Raw genomic sequence first — 14,694 nt, 5'->3', positions numbered from 1 at the left:
TTGGCACGAATAATGCTTTATGATTACCGTAGCACAAAAAGGGCAAACTCTGCGAAAGCAGGGGACGCAAAGTCACTGATCTAAAGGGCAAAAGCCCCAAGATGGCAGGACTGCCACAGATATCGCTGATTGATTTAGTAGCCATACGATGCAACCCTATCACGGTTGTACTGTATTTTGAGTAATCTAATTCAAAGCTTATCTCTGCAGTTCCGTCCTTGAAATTTAAGGAGGAATCGAAATGAACATCGATAATCAAGTAGTTATAGCAACAAAACCACCAACAGTAGTTAATAAAGCAGAAAGACCATTTCTATCCACCACCAAACACAACAGTGTTTCAAAGTCGCTTCAAATAGGAAAGCTTATAACGATGATGCTCATCATCACTTTTGTTTCTTTCCACGCACAAGCAGCCAAAATGCTTTTCAGGTCAAATTTCGGCTCCGGAGTATCGGTTAATGCTCCCACTAACTTCTTCCCTTCGGGAAACGGAGCTTTGCAACAAATCACCGGTATCGACAAAGAAACTGGTTATAGTTGGCCGGTTACAGCATTTGGAACGAACTTTTCGGGTCTGATGCTCATTACCAAAGACCCGGTTACTTCCGCAACTATAGGCGATTACATAACCAATGAAGTCCGGTCCGTGAGCGGGCCAAAAGGAAAAACAATTAATGAAGTTTTTCAAAATGTAAAAATCAAAGGTGACGTAGGCCAAGCCAGTTCTCAGTCGCCCTTTATGTTTAATAGATCATCGAAAATCGGTGATATCAAAGATTTTTATATGACATACTGGATTAAGTATCCGGCTGACTTGACAGAAAAATTGGATTCCACAGTTTCAGCGGGAAACTGGCGCGCCCATTTTGCTTTTAAAACTGGCGGATACAACGGCAATGACAGTAGCGGTGACTATCGCATCGCAATAAATATATTGAAAGACGCTGATGGCAAGCTGTATTGGCTAACAAAAGGAGATAGCGATGCAAATGGCCCTATTCCGAGAACCACTTACTGGTACGAAGAAAATCGCATCGTACCGGTTCCAGTTGGTGAATGGCTCAAATTTGAAGTCTACACACGTCGTTCAAGCGGCAGCGACGGACGTTTTTGGGCCGCGGTAAATGGGCAAGAAATTGTAGACTATCAAGGTCCGAATATGGGAGATTACAATCTTCCTATCACTCGACTCATGCCGCACAACGCATACAGTGGCGGCTATGGCCCCGTTGAATCGCATATCACAGGATTTGAAATATGGGACGGATTTCCATGTGGCGACGGTGTTTCATGCTATGACTTCGACAAGGTTGCGCCTACAATTCCAGCATCTCCAAAAGGCACACTAAGAAAATATTCTACATTCGCTTCAGTTGCCTTATCTTGGACAGCGTCAACCGATGCAGTCGGTGTTGCCGGGTATGCAATTTATAGAAATGGCATAAAAATTGGAGTCAGCATCACACCCAGTTATACCGATACCATAACTGGCAGCGCTAAAGGTACGCTTTATAGCTATACTGTAAAAGCATTTGATGCTGCAGAAAACTTTTCTAGCTCGAGTTCAGCCGTCAAAGTAACCCACTAGAAGTAGGATCATAATCCCCACATTTATTACTTATTTGTGGGGATTATCATGACCTGATCGCCTGAGCTTGATAATTGCATGGTAGAGCTTAATCTTCTCTCAGGTTTTCCAGTCCAGGGAGTCACTTCAAACTAGCAGAATTAGGATTAGCCAATCCCCGCATCCGGCGCAACGAATTGATGGTGCGCATTTGCGATTTTGAATACACCACCAATGAATTAGGTCATGCCGGGGAATTCTACTCCATCACTTGCCCATCCCGGATGCATACCCGGCCACTCCGTCAACGGTGAGCATAATACCAAGTAACACCCAAACAAGCACAAAAATATTTGAATAAAGTGTAAGAACTCTCAGGGTTGTTTACAGAGAGGTTGATTAAAATAAGCGTTGAGTATTTCATAAGGGGTTGCGTTATTCAAACTCTTATGGGGTTTGACGGTGTTGTAGAAGTTAATGAAACGGACAAGTTGAATACGGCGGTCAGCGGTGTCTTTAAAACAGAGTTTGTTGTGCCACATGTCCATGAGCGTGCGGATCACGCGCTCGGCTTTGCTGATGTGGTCCAATAGACCCGGACACTCCAGTTAAGAGAGAATAGTCTTAATTGGAGGAAGAAATGGAACCGAGGAAACACTATACAAAGGAATTTAAGCTGGATGCAATCAGCTTGGTACTGGATCAAGGATTAACGATAGCAGAAGCTGCCAGAAGCCTGGGAATCAGGGCTAACATGCTTGGGCGCTGGGTCAAGGAGAGCCAGGCGGATACTAATGGTCAGGCATTTCGCGGCAATGGAAAACTGACGGCGGAGCAGGAAGAAATCCGGCGGCTTAAGCTAGAAAACAAGCAATTAAAGCTTGAGCGGCAAATATTAAAGGAGGCGGCGGTCTTCTTCGCGCAAGAAACGAAGTGAAATATTCGTTCATCACCCAAAAGAAGAAGACCTGCCCGGTTAGCCTAATGTGCCGACAATTGGGTGTGAGTCGCAGTGCTTACTATAACTATGAGCAGTACCGTAGAAACCAGTCTGATGATTTGTATCATCAACAACTGCTTGATGCTGTAAGGAATATCGCAAAATCATGCGATTACACCTATGGCAGCCGCCGGATGAAACGAGCGCTGAATGCCTTGGGCTATCGGGTTAGCCGCTGGAAGGCAAGAAGACTAATGCAGGAAGCCGGAATACAAGTGAGACACCGGAAGAAATACAAGGTGACGACGGACAGCAATCACCTGTTGCCGGTGTTTGAGAACCAGTTGAATCGGCAATTTACGGTTGCCAGACCAAATCAAGTCTATGTTTGCGACATTACCTACATTTGGACTCAGGAAGGCTGGCTGTACCTGGCGGTTGTCATCGATTTGTTCTCCAGAAAGGTGGTGGGCTGGAGTATGAGCTCACGGATGAAAGCAGCACTGGTTTGTGATGCATTGCGAATGGCGATCTGGTTACGCCGGCCACCGCCTGGCCTGATCGTGCATTCTGATCGCGGGTCGCAGTATGCCAGCAAAGCATACCGTAATCTACTGAAAGCATACGGTTTTATTGTCCATCATAAGGTTAAAACCACCGGCTTCAGCCGGTCAGCTTTAGCTGCGAGAATATGCCACACAGGAGGTGTGGCATGGATTATAGACATGGAAGTCATACGGTTTATCAGATTGAATATCATTTTGTATGGGTAACGAAGTATAGATATAAGATTCTGAAGGGAGAAGTAGCAGAACGAGTACGAGAGTTGGTTCGTCAGACGTGTGAAGCATTTGAAATGAGAATTGTACAGGGTGTAGTAAGTAAGGATCATGTGCATATTCTGGTGAGTTGTCCGCCGGAGATGGCTCCGAGTGAGATCATGAGGCGGCTAAAAGGACGAACATCGAGCTATCTGTTTGAAGAATTTCCTCACTTGAAGAAGCGGTACTGGGGAAGGCATTTTTGGGCGCGAGGGTATTTCTGCGTGACAGTAGGTCAGATGACAGAAGAGATGATCAAACAATACTTGGAGCATCATTTTGAGCCAAATCCAAACGACAATTTTAAAATGGAGCCGGAATAAGACGCGTCGTTTAGTCGACGCGTATCCGGACTTTCAGTCCGTAACTCAAACCCACCGGCTTTAGCCGGTGGTTGTTTAGTGGCAGCATGAGTCGTCTGGGAAATTGTTGGGATAATGCAGTTGCGGAAAGCTTCTTTGGCAGCCTCAAGCAGGAACGCTGCCAATGGCGGCATTACCAAACCCGCTATGCAGCACAGCAGGACATTTGCAATATATCTCTGTGTTTTATAACAACCAAAGACTGCATTCATACCTGGATTACAAAAATCCAAACCAATATGAAGCAGAAGCAGCAAAATCGATAAAAGCAGCTTAACTGGAGTGTCCGGTTTTACTTGACCAGGTCATGCCGTTAGTCTGGGGGTGATTGATGCGGGTAAACTTCTGACCGATATCGTGTTGCGCGCATGCTTTGACGAAAGCGTGACCGGCAGTCCCCTTAAATTCCTTGCCGTTATCGGAATAAGTGTAGTCGATCTGATAAGGGCACTGGGCGATGACGGTTTCTATGAGGAAATGCACAGCGCTGTATTGGGTTTTATCAGGGAAAATCGCGGCATATAACTCCCTTGAGAAGTCATCGATGGCGACAAACAGGTATTCGCGAGGTTCGCTGGCAGATTGTCCTTTCAGCAAGGGAAGGCGCTTGGTATCGAAGTGAACCAGCTCACCGGGATAAGTTTTGTTATAGCGTTTTGATTCACGCTTGAGGCGATCCTGGATCGCTTGCTCAACTTTGGCCAAGCGTTTAAGACCGTACTGCAATGTTCTAAACCGCTGATTTGTACTGTTGAGTGGAGTAAATTCCTGAAGTCTTGCGCGTTCCAATACGGCATAAATCGTTGGCCGGCTGACTCTGAAGTGTTCCGCCAGCTGCGTTACCTTCCAGACTCGGGTTTGATAAAGCCGCCAGATTTCCTGGCGATCTACTAAACAACCACCGGCTAAAGCCGGTGGGTTTGAGTTACGGACTGAAAGTCCGGATACGCGTCGACTAAACGACGCGTCTTATTCCGGCTCCATTTTAAAATTGTCGTTTGGATTTGGCTCAAAATGATGCTCCAAGTATTGTTTGATCATCTCTTCTGTCATCTGACCTACTGTCACGCAGAAATACCCTCGCGCCCAAAAATGCCTTCCCCAGTACCGCTTCTTCAAGTGAGGAAATTCTTCAAACAGATAGCTCGATGTTCGTCCTTTTAGCCGCCTCATGATCTCACTCGGAGCCATCTCCGGCGGACAACTCACCAGAATATGCACATGATCCTTACTTACTACACCCTGTACAATTCCGATTTCAAATGCTTCACACGTCTGACGAACCAACTCTCGTACTCGTTCTGCTACTTCTCCCTTCAGAATCTTATATGGTGGATTCAAAATTGAAGTGCAACTTTTGTAAGGAAGTTTAGGAAGCAAGCTGCGGTAGTATCGGAGCTTCTTAAACGACCAAGTAGAAGGAGCACAGATGAAGCACTACAAGCAGCTCACCAGCGAGCAACGATACCAGATTTCCGGCTTGAAGAAGGCGGGTTTGAACCAATCGCGAATAGCGGATGCAGTGGGCGTGAGCAAGTCGACGATTTCGCGGGAATTCAGGCGGAACAAGGGTCGGCGTGACTGGTATCCCAAGCAGGCGCAGGAATTACGGAACGAGCGCCGAAAACAATGCGCCAACGCCCAGCGTTTATCAATGTCGGACTGGACGGAAGTTGAGCGATTGGTTCGGCTGGACATGAGTCCGGAGCAAGCGGCCCGTCGACTTGCTTTGGAAAGTGTGTTGCAGATCAGTCACGAGACGATCTACTTGCACATATATGCAGACAAGCGTCGAGGTGGCGACCTGTGGCGGCATTTGCGTTGCCAGAAGCCCCGCAGGAAGCGTTATGCGAGCGGTCAAGAGCGCCGGGGCACGATCAAGAACCGGATCGGCATTGATGAGCGTCCGGGGATCGTGGATCAGAAGAACCGCATAGGCGACTGGGAGGGCGACACCGTAATCGGCAAGAACCATCAAGGCGCATTGGTTACGCTGGCCGAGAGGAAGTCGCGCTACATTCTGGCAGCCCAAGTGCCCGGCAAACATGCATCGGGCGTAACGGCGGCGGTAACGCGATTGCTGCGCCCCCATAAACGCAAGTGCCACACCATGACATTCGACAACGGGAAAGAATTTGCGGAGCATGAAACCATTGCTGCGAAACTCAATGTGGATATCTACTTCGCTCATCCTTATCATTCATGGGAGCGCGGCTTGAACGAGAACAGCAATGGGCTGCTGCGGCAGTATTTCCCCAAGGGAATGGAATTGATTAAGGTGACCCAGGAACAAGTACAATGGGCGGTGGATAGACTCAACCATCGACCGCGCAAGGTGCTTGGATTCAGAACCCCGTTTGAGGTGTTCTTCGGAAAGACGGTGCGCTATACCAAGCCACCGCTAGGTGTTGCACTTCGAAGTTGAATCCGCGTCTCTTTCCTTTTGCGGTTTTTATATTTTCCCGTTCAAGCTGTTCAGCAATTTTATCTGCTATCCGTGCTTTTGAGGGATCGGTTCCGAAACTTCTGCAATTTTTATAAATTTCATCTGCTTTGGATAAAGCAATTTCTTTCCAGGTATCTTCTTTCTGCTTTTCCGTAGTTCGTAAATTAATAGATTTTCCAGATACCGCATCAACAGCAGTTTCAAACAATTTGAACATGCAAACATCAGGCGCATTCAGCCAATCCTTAGATTTTAAAATCGGTTTATCCAAATCATGCTTGCGCCCCCAATCTAGCCATTTAGCAGGAGTGTTCATAACGATTTTTTCATCTTCGGCCATTACTAAGCTTCGCTTAATGGATTGAATCATTTCATAAGGTAAACGTTTCTCCTTTTTCTCATATTCTTCCCACGATCTAGGATCAAGTCCATTCATTAGTGGAATTGCTTCCTTAGCAATTAACTTACTTTGACTGGCCCATAAAGCCCATTCATTTCTGATTGAATAATATCCAAGAAAAAAACCTCTTCTTATCTCATGTTCATATTCTTCTTGGTCTTTTTCATTATTTATTTGTATCATTTCAGACATCACCAAAAATCTTAGTATTCATAGATTCAACTACACGAGCGGTATGGCCTTCCGATAAGTGAGCGTAACGCTTTACCATTTGCAAAGTTTTATGTCCTAGCACTTCCGCAATTTCAGCCAAGCTTGCGCCATTCATGGCTAAGTATGATGCAGCACTATGACGCAAGTCATGAAATTTGAAGTCATGAAGCTCTGCTTTTTTAACGGCTGTTTCCCATGGCGTGCGTAAATCCATAGACTTTTGTGGTTTTTGTGGTGTGTTTTCCTTAGCTGGAAAAAGCAAGTTGCAATCAATCCGACGTACCTTGGAAAGTGCTTTTAATAATTCCAAAGCATGGCCAGTAATCGCCACGGCGCGGCGTTCACCGTTTTTTGTTTCGTGCAGAATCGCGCGGCCTTGGTTTAAATCCACCACATCCCAAGTCAATCCCATGATTTCACCTTGACGCATTCCGGTAGACAATGCCAATACAACAACAGTATATAAATAAGGATTGCTGGATTCCTTACAGGCTTTCAGTAAGCGCATGCGCTCATCATCGGATAGGAAGCGAACCCGTCCGCGTGATTCCTTGGGTTTGGTCACCTTACGCATTGGGTTATCTTCTAACCAGCCCCATTCTTTTACGGCGATAGTAAGCGCATGAGATAGCGCAGCCATATACCGCACTACACTGGCAGGTGAACGTAACTTATTTCTTATTGTGATTTCTCGGCCTAGCTTATCCCTGCATTCGCCAATCAGCGAAGGCGTTACATCTGCGAGTGAGTAGCTGCCGATTTCAGATTTCCACCATGCCAGTTGCTGCATTTGGTCTTTTGCACTTTTCTTGCTTGGTAATACATCACGGCAATAGCGATCTATCATTTCCGCTAGTGTGTGGCGTTTGGCTTCTGTGGTTTTGAAATGGCGGCCTTCTCGAATCGCTGACTCGGTTTGCTGTGCCCATTTCTTGGCATCGGTCAGGCGTTCAAATGTGGCAGATTGAGACGGGAATCCTTTTAAGCGTATTTTTACCCGGTAACTGGTTATGCCATCATTAGAAATACGTTTTTCAATGTTTGCCATGATTGCCTCTGCAAGTGATTAATCACTTGTATACAGGTTACAACAATGAGCAATAAATTACAACATATGATATACATTCATATGTTTTTTCTTATTTTTCTTTTTATATACAAATACCTTTTGATTGTTTATCAAAAATTAGGGCACTAATGGGACACTTCATACTAAACAACCACCGGCTAAAGCCGGTGGGTTTGAGTTACGGACTGAAAGTCCGGATACGCGTCGACTAAACGACGCGTCTTATTCCGGCTCCATTTTAAAATTGTCGTTTGGATTTGGCTCAAAATGATGCTCCAAGTATTGTTTGATCATCTCTTCTGTCATCTGACCTACTGTCACGCAGAAATACCCTCGCGCCCAAAAATGCCTTCCCCAGTACCGCTTCTTCAAGTGAGGAAATTCTTCAAACAGATAGCTCGATGTTCGTCCTTTTAGTCGCCTCATGATCTCACTCGGAGCCATCTCCGGCGGACAACTCACCAGAATACGCACATGATCCTTACTTACTACACCCTGTACAATTCTCATTTCAAATGCTTCACACGTCTGACGAACCAACTCTCGTACTCGTTCTGCTACTTCTCCCTTCAGAATCTTATATCTATACTTCGTTACCCATACAAAATGATATTCAATCTGATAAACCGTATGACTTCCATATCTATAATCCATGCCACACCTCCTGTGTGGCATATTCTCGCAGCTAAAGCTGACCGGCTGAAGCCGGTGGTTTTAACCTTATGATGGACAATAAAATAATGAACTTTACTGATTCTCGGGTTAAATTCTTAGTGAGTTTGAAATGAAAATGGAGCATTTGGTATTACACTTTGTTATTCTTAAGTGCCCCACCAATGCCCCACAATGAGAATTACTGAAGAGTTTCTACTGCTAACTAATTGATTTTTATGGTGCCGACACCAAGAATCGAACTCGGGACCTTCTGATTACAAAACGCAGCACAAAACTTTATATCACTACTAATCAATTGCTTGCAATGCTTGCCAAATACAAAAATCAGTGTCACACGGTCTCGAATAATAGTATTTCTGTCGTAGTTGGACACAAATTTGACACAACTAAATTGAGATCTAATTGGCTCACCAAAACCAAAACGGATAGATCCAGATATTTGGTGTCAATCATCATTCAAAATTTACCAAGTGTCAGCATCCAATAGTTTTTCTGCTAAAAAGACATATAATTTAGTTTTTGAGTACATTTTTACAATCGCCGATTCAAATATGAAGTGCAACGCCTGATTTGAAGAATACCTGATTAGGTGTTTGGTATCCAAGTCGTTTTCTGGGTCGATTGTTCAATCTTTCCATTGCTGTATCCATCTCCTGCTGTGTAATCGTGGTGAAGTCCCGGTTTTTTGGGAAGTACTGCCGAATCAGTCCATTGGTATTCTCGTTGGTCCCTCGTTCCCATGAAGCGTAAGGGTGGGCGAAATAGAAGTCCGCATCCAGTTGTTTGCTGATCTCCTCGTGTCCGGCGAATTCCCGCCCGTTGTCGGAAGTAATCGTATACACCCGCCTTCGGTGTGGCTTGAGCAGGCGGGTGGTTGCTTTTATTACTGCCCCGGCGGTCTTCCGCTCCACCTTGCGAATCAGCGTGTATCCCGTTTTTCGCTCGACCAGGCTGACGATGGCCTGCCGGTGATTCTTGCCGATGAGGGTATCTGCCTCCCAGTCGCCGATACGACTTCCAGCATCGACAATAGCCGGATGTTGCTCAATGGACTGGCGGTTGGGGATGATGCCGCGCCGATCTGTCTTGCCATAACGCTTCCGGCGCTGCTTCTGACAGCGCAGATTCTTCCAAAGAGTGCCACCGTTTCGTTTGTCGGCATAAACCCTCTGGTACACCGTCTCAATGCTGATGTCCACATGGTTGCTGATCTGGTCCGGGCTCCATTGCAGCATGAGTTTCTCTTGCGCAAATTGCCAGGTTGCATCGCCTATCACCCGCGCATTGTTGGCTTTCCGCTCGACTGCCTTGTTATGCGCCTGTTTGGGGCGATAGCCACGCGCCCCACGGTTACGGGCCAACTCTCGGCTAATAGTTGATACGCTTCGGTCGATGATGGTGGCGATCTCGCTTTGTGTGTGTCCCGCTTTCTTCAAAGCGTATATCTGGTATCGTTCTTCCCGGGTTAGGTGTGTGTAGTTCATCTTTGCAATTTCGACTGGCTGGTCAAAAAGGCTCAGATGCTACCGCATCCAACCCTCATGACTTGCGTTACTCAAAATTGCACTTCAAACTTGAATCCGCCAATGCTTAAATCGTTTTAGGTTCGAGAATATCGCGGTGATGCATGAGGCCATATCAAACCCGGCTGTGTAAGGTAGCACATTTGGCGGAACGCTTCTACGTCAGTCGGCCAACGATCTGTGACGTGCTGAAACGCGCCGGACTTCAGGAATTTACCCCGCGGACAGCACTAACCAGCGGTTCAGGACGTTGCAGTGCGGTCTCAGACAACCTACTCAAGGTCGAGCAAACGATTCAGGAATCGTCTCACTATAGATGTGTATGTGATAAATTATTTAGCATTTATTTTTTTATCAACTTCCAGAAGAATATCTTCTTTCAGTTTCTTCATAGCTTCACTTGCTGCGAGTTCTTGAGGAAGTTGGTCGAACCTAGAATTAATCGATGACCGAAGCTCCTTATTAAAATTTGTTATTGTATTATTAAGAAGGTTTTTTGTTTCTTGTGATGTCTGTGTTATGCTTGGAACACTCGCAAGCGAATTATTTATTGCTGTTAGGTGGTTAATCATTAATGTCAATTCTTTGTTGGTTTTTAGAACTTCTTCAAAAATAGCTCGTTCCACCTTCCATACAGGAAGGTTGCCTGGACATGCAAACCCTCTATTCTCATCAACAAAAACTTTATCTTTACCACCGGGACATACTGTTTCAGTTTCACTCTGAACTGAAAAAGACAGTGCAAGTAGTGTGAAAATTATTAGAATCTGGAAAACTAATTTTAGATTCATTGGAATGCCCTTCTAATTTAATTGAACGAATAATAGATGCTTACTTTTCATTAGCAGTTAAATCTGGTTATATCTTTCTTATTCATTAGATGAATAATATATAAGACTATTTGCTCTCGGATATCCTTCTGTCAACTTCCAAGAGAATATCTTCTCGCAATTTCTTTATTACCCCAATAGTTACTAGCTCTGGAGCAAGTTGATCAAATCTCGCATTGATAACAGAGCGGAGTTCATTATTCGATGTTATTGCATTATTAAGAAGATTCTTTGTCTCTAGTGAATTGCCAGCTAAATTCGGGGTTGATGAAAGAAAATTTGCGATACTGCCAAGCAACTGATTAGCTTGTGCAAGTTGCTGATTGTATCTAAACATCTCTTTGGTTGTTGCCAATTCAAGAGATATTGATTCTCCCTCACATCTTAGCTCCACATGCTCTCTGCTGTTAATACCACCAATAACTTTATGTCTTTTTATTTTGCCGTTACAAAGCGTCTCCGTTGCAGAAGATCCGCTGCAACCAGCATCTAGAAATTTTCGCCCTTCTTTATCAAAACAAAATCCTTCTTGACCATAACAAGTTTTTCCATCAACTCCACCAGAAGTTCTGCAAATTCCCTCCTGAGCATGAATTGATGCAGTAATCATCAAGAGGAAACTAGCAATCAATATTTTCGAGATAAATAATAAGTACATAACACTATCCTTAATTTTTATTGGATTTTAACAGTGCTTTCACAAACAACTCTCTTGCTTCATCAGAATTATTTCCATTCATTGCAGCCCAGTCATAAACGGAGTATTCTGCCAAACGAGCCGAAAGTCTATTCTGCATGGCTAAGAAATCCTTCATTAGTGGGGGATAAACTAATTGACGGATACGAAATTCTTCAGCAGTCGGCAGTGCAACCTTAAGCCCTAGGAAACTTGCTTCCAAGCGCCTATTGCAATCTTCATTATTTGTATCAGCGCAGTTGCTATTTCCTGAATTTGTTGATTCTAATGAACTAATAAATTGCATACCTTGCCCGAATAAGCTGATCAATAAGGCATCGGGCTGAACCGAAGCCGATTTCATATGATCGAGCGCAGTTTGATACGCCAATACTGCACCCTGATCATTAACCTTAGAGGTATGCGCAAGTGCGTGCATCAGTACATTTTTCAAAAGATACGGATTATTACTTGCCAAAAGATCGTATGCCGCTTTTCTAAGCATAGTGATCCGTTTTAGATTTTCGTCCGTTGAGGTATCCGTAATTGACAGTTCTGAAACTGTGTAGAAACGCTCCTCGCAATTTTCAGTCGAAGAGACTTTACAATCTTGTGGGATATCTTTTTTCCAAAGAAGCTCGAAAATAAGTTTGGAAGTTAAATCTCCGTACAGAAGATTAAGTTGTGCTATTCCTACAGTCAATGCCTGCATCGCACCAATTAAAATCCTTGGGCCTTTTGGCAAGTTTCGTTGCTCAACAAATTCATCCAAAGTTGTTAATACTTTTCCATTCTTAAGATCGAGATGATCATAAATTGGTGCGAAAAATAATGACCAATCCGCCAAAAATAACAGGGGATCTTGCATGAGCGGAGTTTCAAGAACTTTGAATGCTACCAAATTCGCATTATCGTCGATATCTTTAGATGCATGCTCAGGTAGCTTCAAATGAGTAGCAAAAACATCATCCCCTGCCGTACAAAGGATTTGAATTAAAGGCTCCCCAAGAATGCTATTTTTACTACAAGCCGATTGCGAGAATTTCGACGATCCTGCGAGTTTTTTCTCCAAGTCAATTACAGAATTTACTGGAAGCGTTAATAAAGAAAACAAAAATGGGTAATTCTTGACCCGCGAGTCTATGGCATGAGGAGATTTTAAAGCAAGATCAAATGTAGGTTTATATTGTTCCTGATAGAAAGCCTGAATCTTTGTTTTTTCAATATATTCTTCCTGATCACCTTTTTTATAATAGGTACCAAGATTAATTGTATTAGAGTGTCTCAAAGCAAGAGATTCAAGACCTAGGTTTAGGGGATCGAATGCATGCTCAAATAATCCCTGTAAATACATGACACAATCATTTATGCTATTAAATGTGGCTGCTTTACTTACAGCTTGAGCGTCCTCAAAATTAGCTATAATTAATTCATAATCTGGATTTCTTTTAGTTTCTCTTACAATGTTTACTTTCACCGTATGACAGTTCTTCAAGTAATGAAACAAAATTTCTCTGGTCATACTCTCAACAGTATCTAGCTTGAATTCCACACGATCTAGGCGATCATGAAGGGTTCTGTCGTATAAAGCCATTTGCTCAGATATTTTTCCGAGCGTTTCCATAATCTTCTTCTGTCCTTCGATTATCTGATCAAGCTTTTTGTCTATTACAGCAAACCTTTTCTCAATGAAATCCAGTAATTGTTTATGTCTTTCTGAAGCAGGATCAGCTGGGCTTTTTCCAAATAATCCCGAAACGCCGACAATAGCGCCCAAATAGTTCTGCGATACGATATTAGATACAACCCCAGCAACTGCACTGGCAGTTGAAATTGCAGGAATCAGATCACCTCCAACTCCAAGGTTTTTTGCAATTTGTCCTATGCTATTGAACGTAGAAACCACATTATTTATATCTGAGAGAAGTTGTTCTTTTTTTTGCTGTCCAGTGATAACTGTAATGAGTTCCTTACGTTGATTCTCATCGAGAGAATCCTTCAAATGCCCAGACTGCAACATCATTAATTTCTCAGAAGGTGATGCTTTACTAAAAAGCATTTCTGACACTGCTTGGATTTGCTGTGTATTATTTTTTGTTGTATCTTTTAATGAACTAAGCGCATCATTTGCAGCATCTAGTGCACTTTGTGTGTCACTAATTTTTTTACTAATATTAGTTAAAGATAAATCAGTCTTTTTTGTGTAGTCGGAAAGTTGTCTCCCGATATCTGTCAAACCGTTTTTAGTAGCTTCAATGTCGGCTCCATGTTGAGCAAGTCGCTCTAACTCGATCTTATCTGTATTAATTATTGTATCGATTACAGCTGCCTCGACAATCCCTTGAGCTTGAGAGTCTCCACCCAGTGTTGTTTGTATATCAGAAAGCAACTGTAAGCTATCTAATGCTTCTTTTATTTCTTTCGGTTCTTTTTTTTGGAGAGATTCATAATCTAAGCCTTTATCATCTCTGAAGCGATCGATGTTTGCCGCTAGCAGCTTTCTACTGTTTTCATCGGCTTTGCTCCTCAATTCATCCATCGCCACATTCTTAACCCATCGTACAGCACTAGTTGCAAGAATAGCGCTTCCCCCAGTCGCTAATTCAGTACCAGTTATTGCCAATTCAAATGAAGCATCCAACATACCAATACCTGCTTTTTGTGTTTGAATAGCAGTCTGATATGAAGAAACCATTTTATTTAAGGAATCTTTTACCTCGTCCCCTGTAATTTTTGGGGGAGAAGCAGATTTTGCCGCGTCGGTTATCGCTCCCATCATGGCAATACCATATTTTCCTAAAGCTTCATATATCTCCGAATTACTTGGTGAGTGTGATGACTTTTCAGCTCTGATACTCCCAGAAAAGGCCAGCAAGATAATTAATACAAGGCAACAATATGTCATTAAATTATGACAAATGATTACTGCAGGTCTCAGGTTAATTTTAGACATGGTTATTTAAATTTGACCAATTATTGTCATGGCGTATTCACTTTAAATAGTGAATTGATTTTAAGCACTTTTTATCTTAAACCATTTAAATCACTTAACAGTCTGGCATAGCCAGTCTGTTCCCATTCCATGCGCAAGAGCAAAGCTGTTGTGCCTAATTTTAGCATTCAGCATTTAAATTTTTTGCCGTAAATTTTGTAGCAAGCTAAAAATCAA

At 43.4% G+C, this 14,694-nt stretch carries 13 protein-coding genes, 3 pseudogenes and 1 riboswitch; of the genes and pseudogenes, 6 read left to right on the top strand and 10 right to left on the bottom strand.

Annotated features, from left to right (window positions below; genetic code table 11):
• Positions 1-31 precede the first annotated feature (31 nt).
• A riboswitch (cyclic di-GMP riboswitch) is annotated at positions 32-118 on the top strand.
• 123 nt (positions 119-241) lie between these two features.
• Positions 242-1,591 carry a polysaccharide lyase family protein gene (locus RBH92_RS03760; RefSeq protein WP_307933325.1) on the top strand — a complete coding sequence of 450 codons (1,350 nt, stop codon included), beginning with the start codon at positions 242-244 and terminating at the stop codon, positions 1,589-1,591.
• Positions 1,592-1,770: 179 nt separating this feature from the next.
• Entirely contained in the window at positions 1,771-1,884 is a 114-nt protein-coding gene (locus RBH92_RS03755; RefSeq protein WP_307933923.1) for a hypothetical protein, read from the top strand.
• A 60-nt stretch (positions 1,885-1,944) separates the two neighbouring features.
• On the opposite strand, the gene RBH92_RS14950 is transcribed toward RBH92_RS03755, so the two are convergent.
• Positions 1,945-2,112, bottom strand: a complete 168-nt coding sequence (locus RBH92_RS14950) for an integrase core domain-containing protein (protein ID WP_374049960.1) — start codon at positions 2,110-2,112, stop codon at positions 1,945-1,947.
• Positions 2,113-2,210: 98 nt separating this feature from the next.
• Here RBH92_RS14950 and RBH92_RS03745 point away from each other — a divergent pair.
• From RBH92_RS03745 to RBH92_RS03735, 3 genes and pseudogenes are all read left to right on the top strand, one after another.
• Positions 2,211-3,145 (top strand): annotated as a pseudogene (locus tag RBH92_RS03745) (IS3 family transposase); the annotation flags it as partial.
• 77 nt (positions 3,146-3,222) lie between these two features.
• Positions 3,223-3,654, top strand: a complete 432-nt coding sequence (gene tnpA, locus RBH92_RS03740; protein ID WP_307931855.1) for an IS200/IS605 family transposase — start codon at positions 3,223-3,225, stop codon at positions 3,652-3,654.
• Between the two features lie 74 nt (positions 3,655-3,728).
• Positions 3,729-3,970 (top strand): annotated as a pseudogene (locus RBH92_RS03735) (IS3 family transposase); the annotation flags it as partial.
• Here RBH92_RS03735 and RBH92_RS03730 read toward each other — a convergent pair.
• Together RBH92_RS03730 and tnpA (RBH92_RS03725) are read right to left on the bottom strand one after the other, a co-directional pair.
• Entirely contained in the window at positions 3,967-4,419 is a 453-nt protein-coding gene (locus tag RBH92_RS03730; RefSeq protein WP_307933323.1) for a DDE-type integrase/transposase/recombinase, read from the bottom strand. The pseudogene RBH92_RS03735 and the gene RBH92_RS03730 overlap by 4 nt on opposite strands.
• Positions 4,420-4,662: 243 nt before the next feature.
• A pseudogene (gene tnpA / locus RBH92_RS03725) lies at positions 4,663-5,022 on the bottom strand (IS200/IS605 family transposase); the annotation flags it as partial.
• A gap of 100 nt (positions 5,023-5,122) precedes the next feature.
• On the opposite strand from tnpA (RBH92_RS03725), the gene RBH92_RS03720 reads away from it, so the two are divergent.
• Entirely contained in the window at positions 5,123-6,118 is a 996-nt protein-coding gene (locus RBH92_RS03720; RefSeq protein ID WP_307931565.1) for an IS30 family transposase, read from the top strand.
• On the opposite strand, the gene RBH92_RS03715 is transcribed toward RBH92_RS03720, so the two are convergent.
• The 7 genes from RBH92_RS03715 to RBH92_RS03685 all read right to left on the bottom strand — a co-directional run bounded on the left by RBH92_RS03715 (position 6,039) and on the right by RBH92_RS03685 (position 14,478).
• Positions 6,039-6,731, bottom strand: a complete 693-nt coding sequence (locus RBH92_RS03715) for a hypothetical protein (RefSeq protein WP_307933322.1) — start codon at positions 6,729-6,731, stop codon at positions 6,039-6,041. The two genes, RBH92_RS03720 and RBH92_RS03715, sit on opposite strands and share 80 nt — an antisense overlap.
• Complete coding sequence (locus RBH92_RS03710; protein ID WP_307933321.1) at positions 6,724-7,800, bottom strand: tyrosine-type recombinase/integrase; 1,077 nt, start codon at positions 7,798-7,800, stop codon at positions 6,724-6,726. The genes RBH92_RS03715 and RBH92_RS03710 overlap by 8 nt, the downstream gene beginning before the upstream one ends.
• A 243-nt stretch (positions 7,801-8,043) precedes the next feature.
• Positions 8,044-8,475 (bottom strand): IS200/IS605 family transposase, encoded by a 432-nt coding sequence (tnpA, locus tag RBH92_RS03705; RefSeq protein ID WP_307932278.1) that lies wholly within the window; start codon positions 8,473-8,475, stop codon positions 8,044-8,046.
• A gap of 566 nt (positions 8,476-9,041) precedes the next feature.
• Positions 9,042-9,980: an IS30 family transposase gene (locus tag RBH92_RS03700; protein WP_307933320.1), complete on the bottom strand. Its 939-nt coding sequence runs from the start codon at positions 9,978-9,980 to the stop codon at positions 9,042-9,044.
• A 371-nt stretch (positions 9,981-10,351) separates the two neighbouring features.
• On the bottom strand, positions 10,352-10,810 hold the full coding sequence (locus RBH92_RS03695) for a hypothetical protein (RefSeq protein ID WP_307933319.1): 459 nt from the start codon (positions 10,808-10,810) through the stop codon (positions 10,352-10,354).
• Positions 10,811-10,916: 106 nt separating this feature from the next.
• A complete protein-coding gene (locus tag RBH92_RS03690; RefSeq protein WP_307933318.1) occupies positions 10,917-11,507 on the bottom strand; it encodes a hypothetical protein in 591 nt (196 codons plus the stop codon).
• A gap of 10 nt (positions 11,508-11,517) precedes the next feature.
• Positions 11,518-14,478 (bottom strand): hypothetical protein, encoded by a 2,961-nt coding sequence (locus RBH92_RS03685; protein ID WP_307933317.1) that lies wholly within the window; start codon positions 14,476-14,478, stop codon positions 11,518-11,520.
• Positions 14,479-14,694: the final 216 nt, after the last annotated feature.

It is taken from the genome of Nitrosomonas sp. sh817 (genome assembly GCF_030908545.1).
Taxonomy (GTDB): domain Bacteria; phylum Pseudomonadota; class Gammaproteobacteria; order Burkholderiales; family Nitrosomonadaceae; genus Nitrosomonas.
Note: the sequence above shows the minus strand (reverse complement) of the source record. Positions and strands in the feature narration are given on the sequence as shown.

Bases quoted from the DNA above. Each gene is read 5' to 3' on its own strand.
- RBH92_RS03760 (WP_307933325.1), top strand. From the start codon at position 242: ATGAACATCGATAATCAAGTAGTTATAGCAACAAAACCACCAACAGTA.
- RBH92_RS03755 (WP_307933923.1), top strand. From the start codon at position 1,771: ATGGTGCGCATTTGCGATTTTGAATACACCACCAATGAATTAGGTCAT.
- RBH92_RS14950 (WP_374049960.1), bottom strand. From the start codon at position 2,112: ATGTGGCACAACAAACTCTGTTTTAAAGACACCGCTGACCGCCGTATT.
- tnpA (WP_307931855.1), top strand. From the start codon at position 3,223: ATGGATTATAGACATGGAAGTCATACGGTTTATCAGATTGAATATCAT.
- RBH92_RS03720 (WP_307931565.1), top strand. From the start codon at position 5,123: ATGAAGCACTACAAGCAGCTCACCAGCGAGCAACGATACCAGATTTCC.
- RBH92_RS03715 (WP_307933322.1), bottom strand. From the start codon at position 6,731: ATGTCTGAAATGATACAAATAAATAATGAAAAAGACCAAGAAGAATAT.
- RBH92_RS03710 (WP_307933321.1), bottom strand. From the start codon at position 7,800: ATGGCAAACATTGAAAAACGTATTTCTAATGATGGCATAACCAGTTAC.
- tnpA (WP_307932278.1), bottom strand. From the start codon at position 8,475: ATGGATTATAGATATGGAAGTCATACGGTTTATCAGATTGAATATCAT.
- RBH92_RS03700 (WP_307933320.1), bottom strand. From the start codon at position 9,980: ATGAACTACACACACCTAACCCGGGAAGAACGATACCAGATATACGCT.
- RBH92_RS03695 (WP_307933319.1), bottom strand. From the start codon at position 10,810: ATGAATCTAAAATTAGTTTTCCAGATTCTAATAATTTTCACACTACTT.
- RBH92_RS03690 (WP_307933318.1), bottom strand. From the start codon at position 11,507: ATGTACTTATTATTTATCTCGAAAATATTGATTGCTAGTTTCCTCTTG.
- RBH92_RS03685 (WP_307933317.1), bottom strand. From the start codon at position 14,478: ATGTCTAAAATTAACCTGAGACCTGCAGTAATCATTTGTCATAATTTA.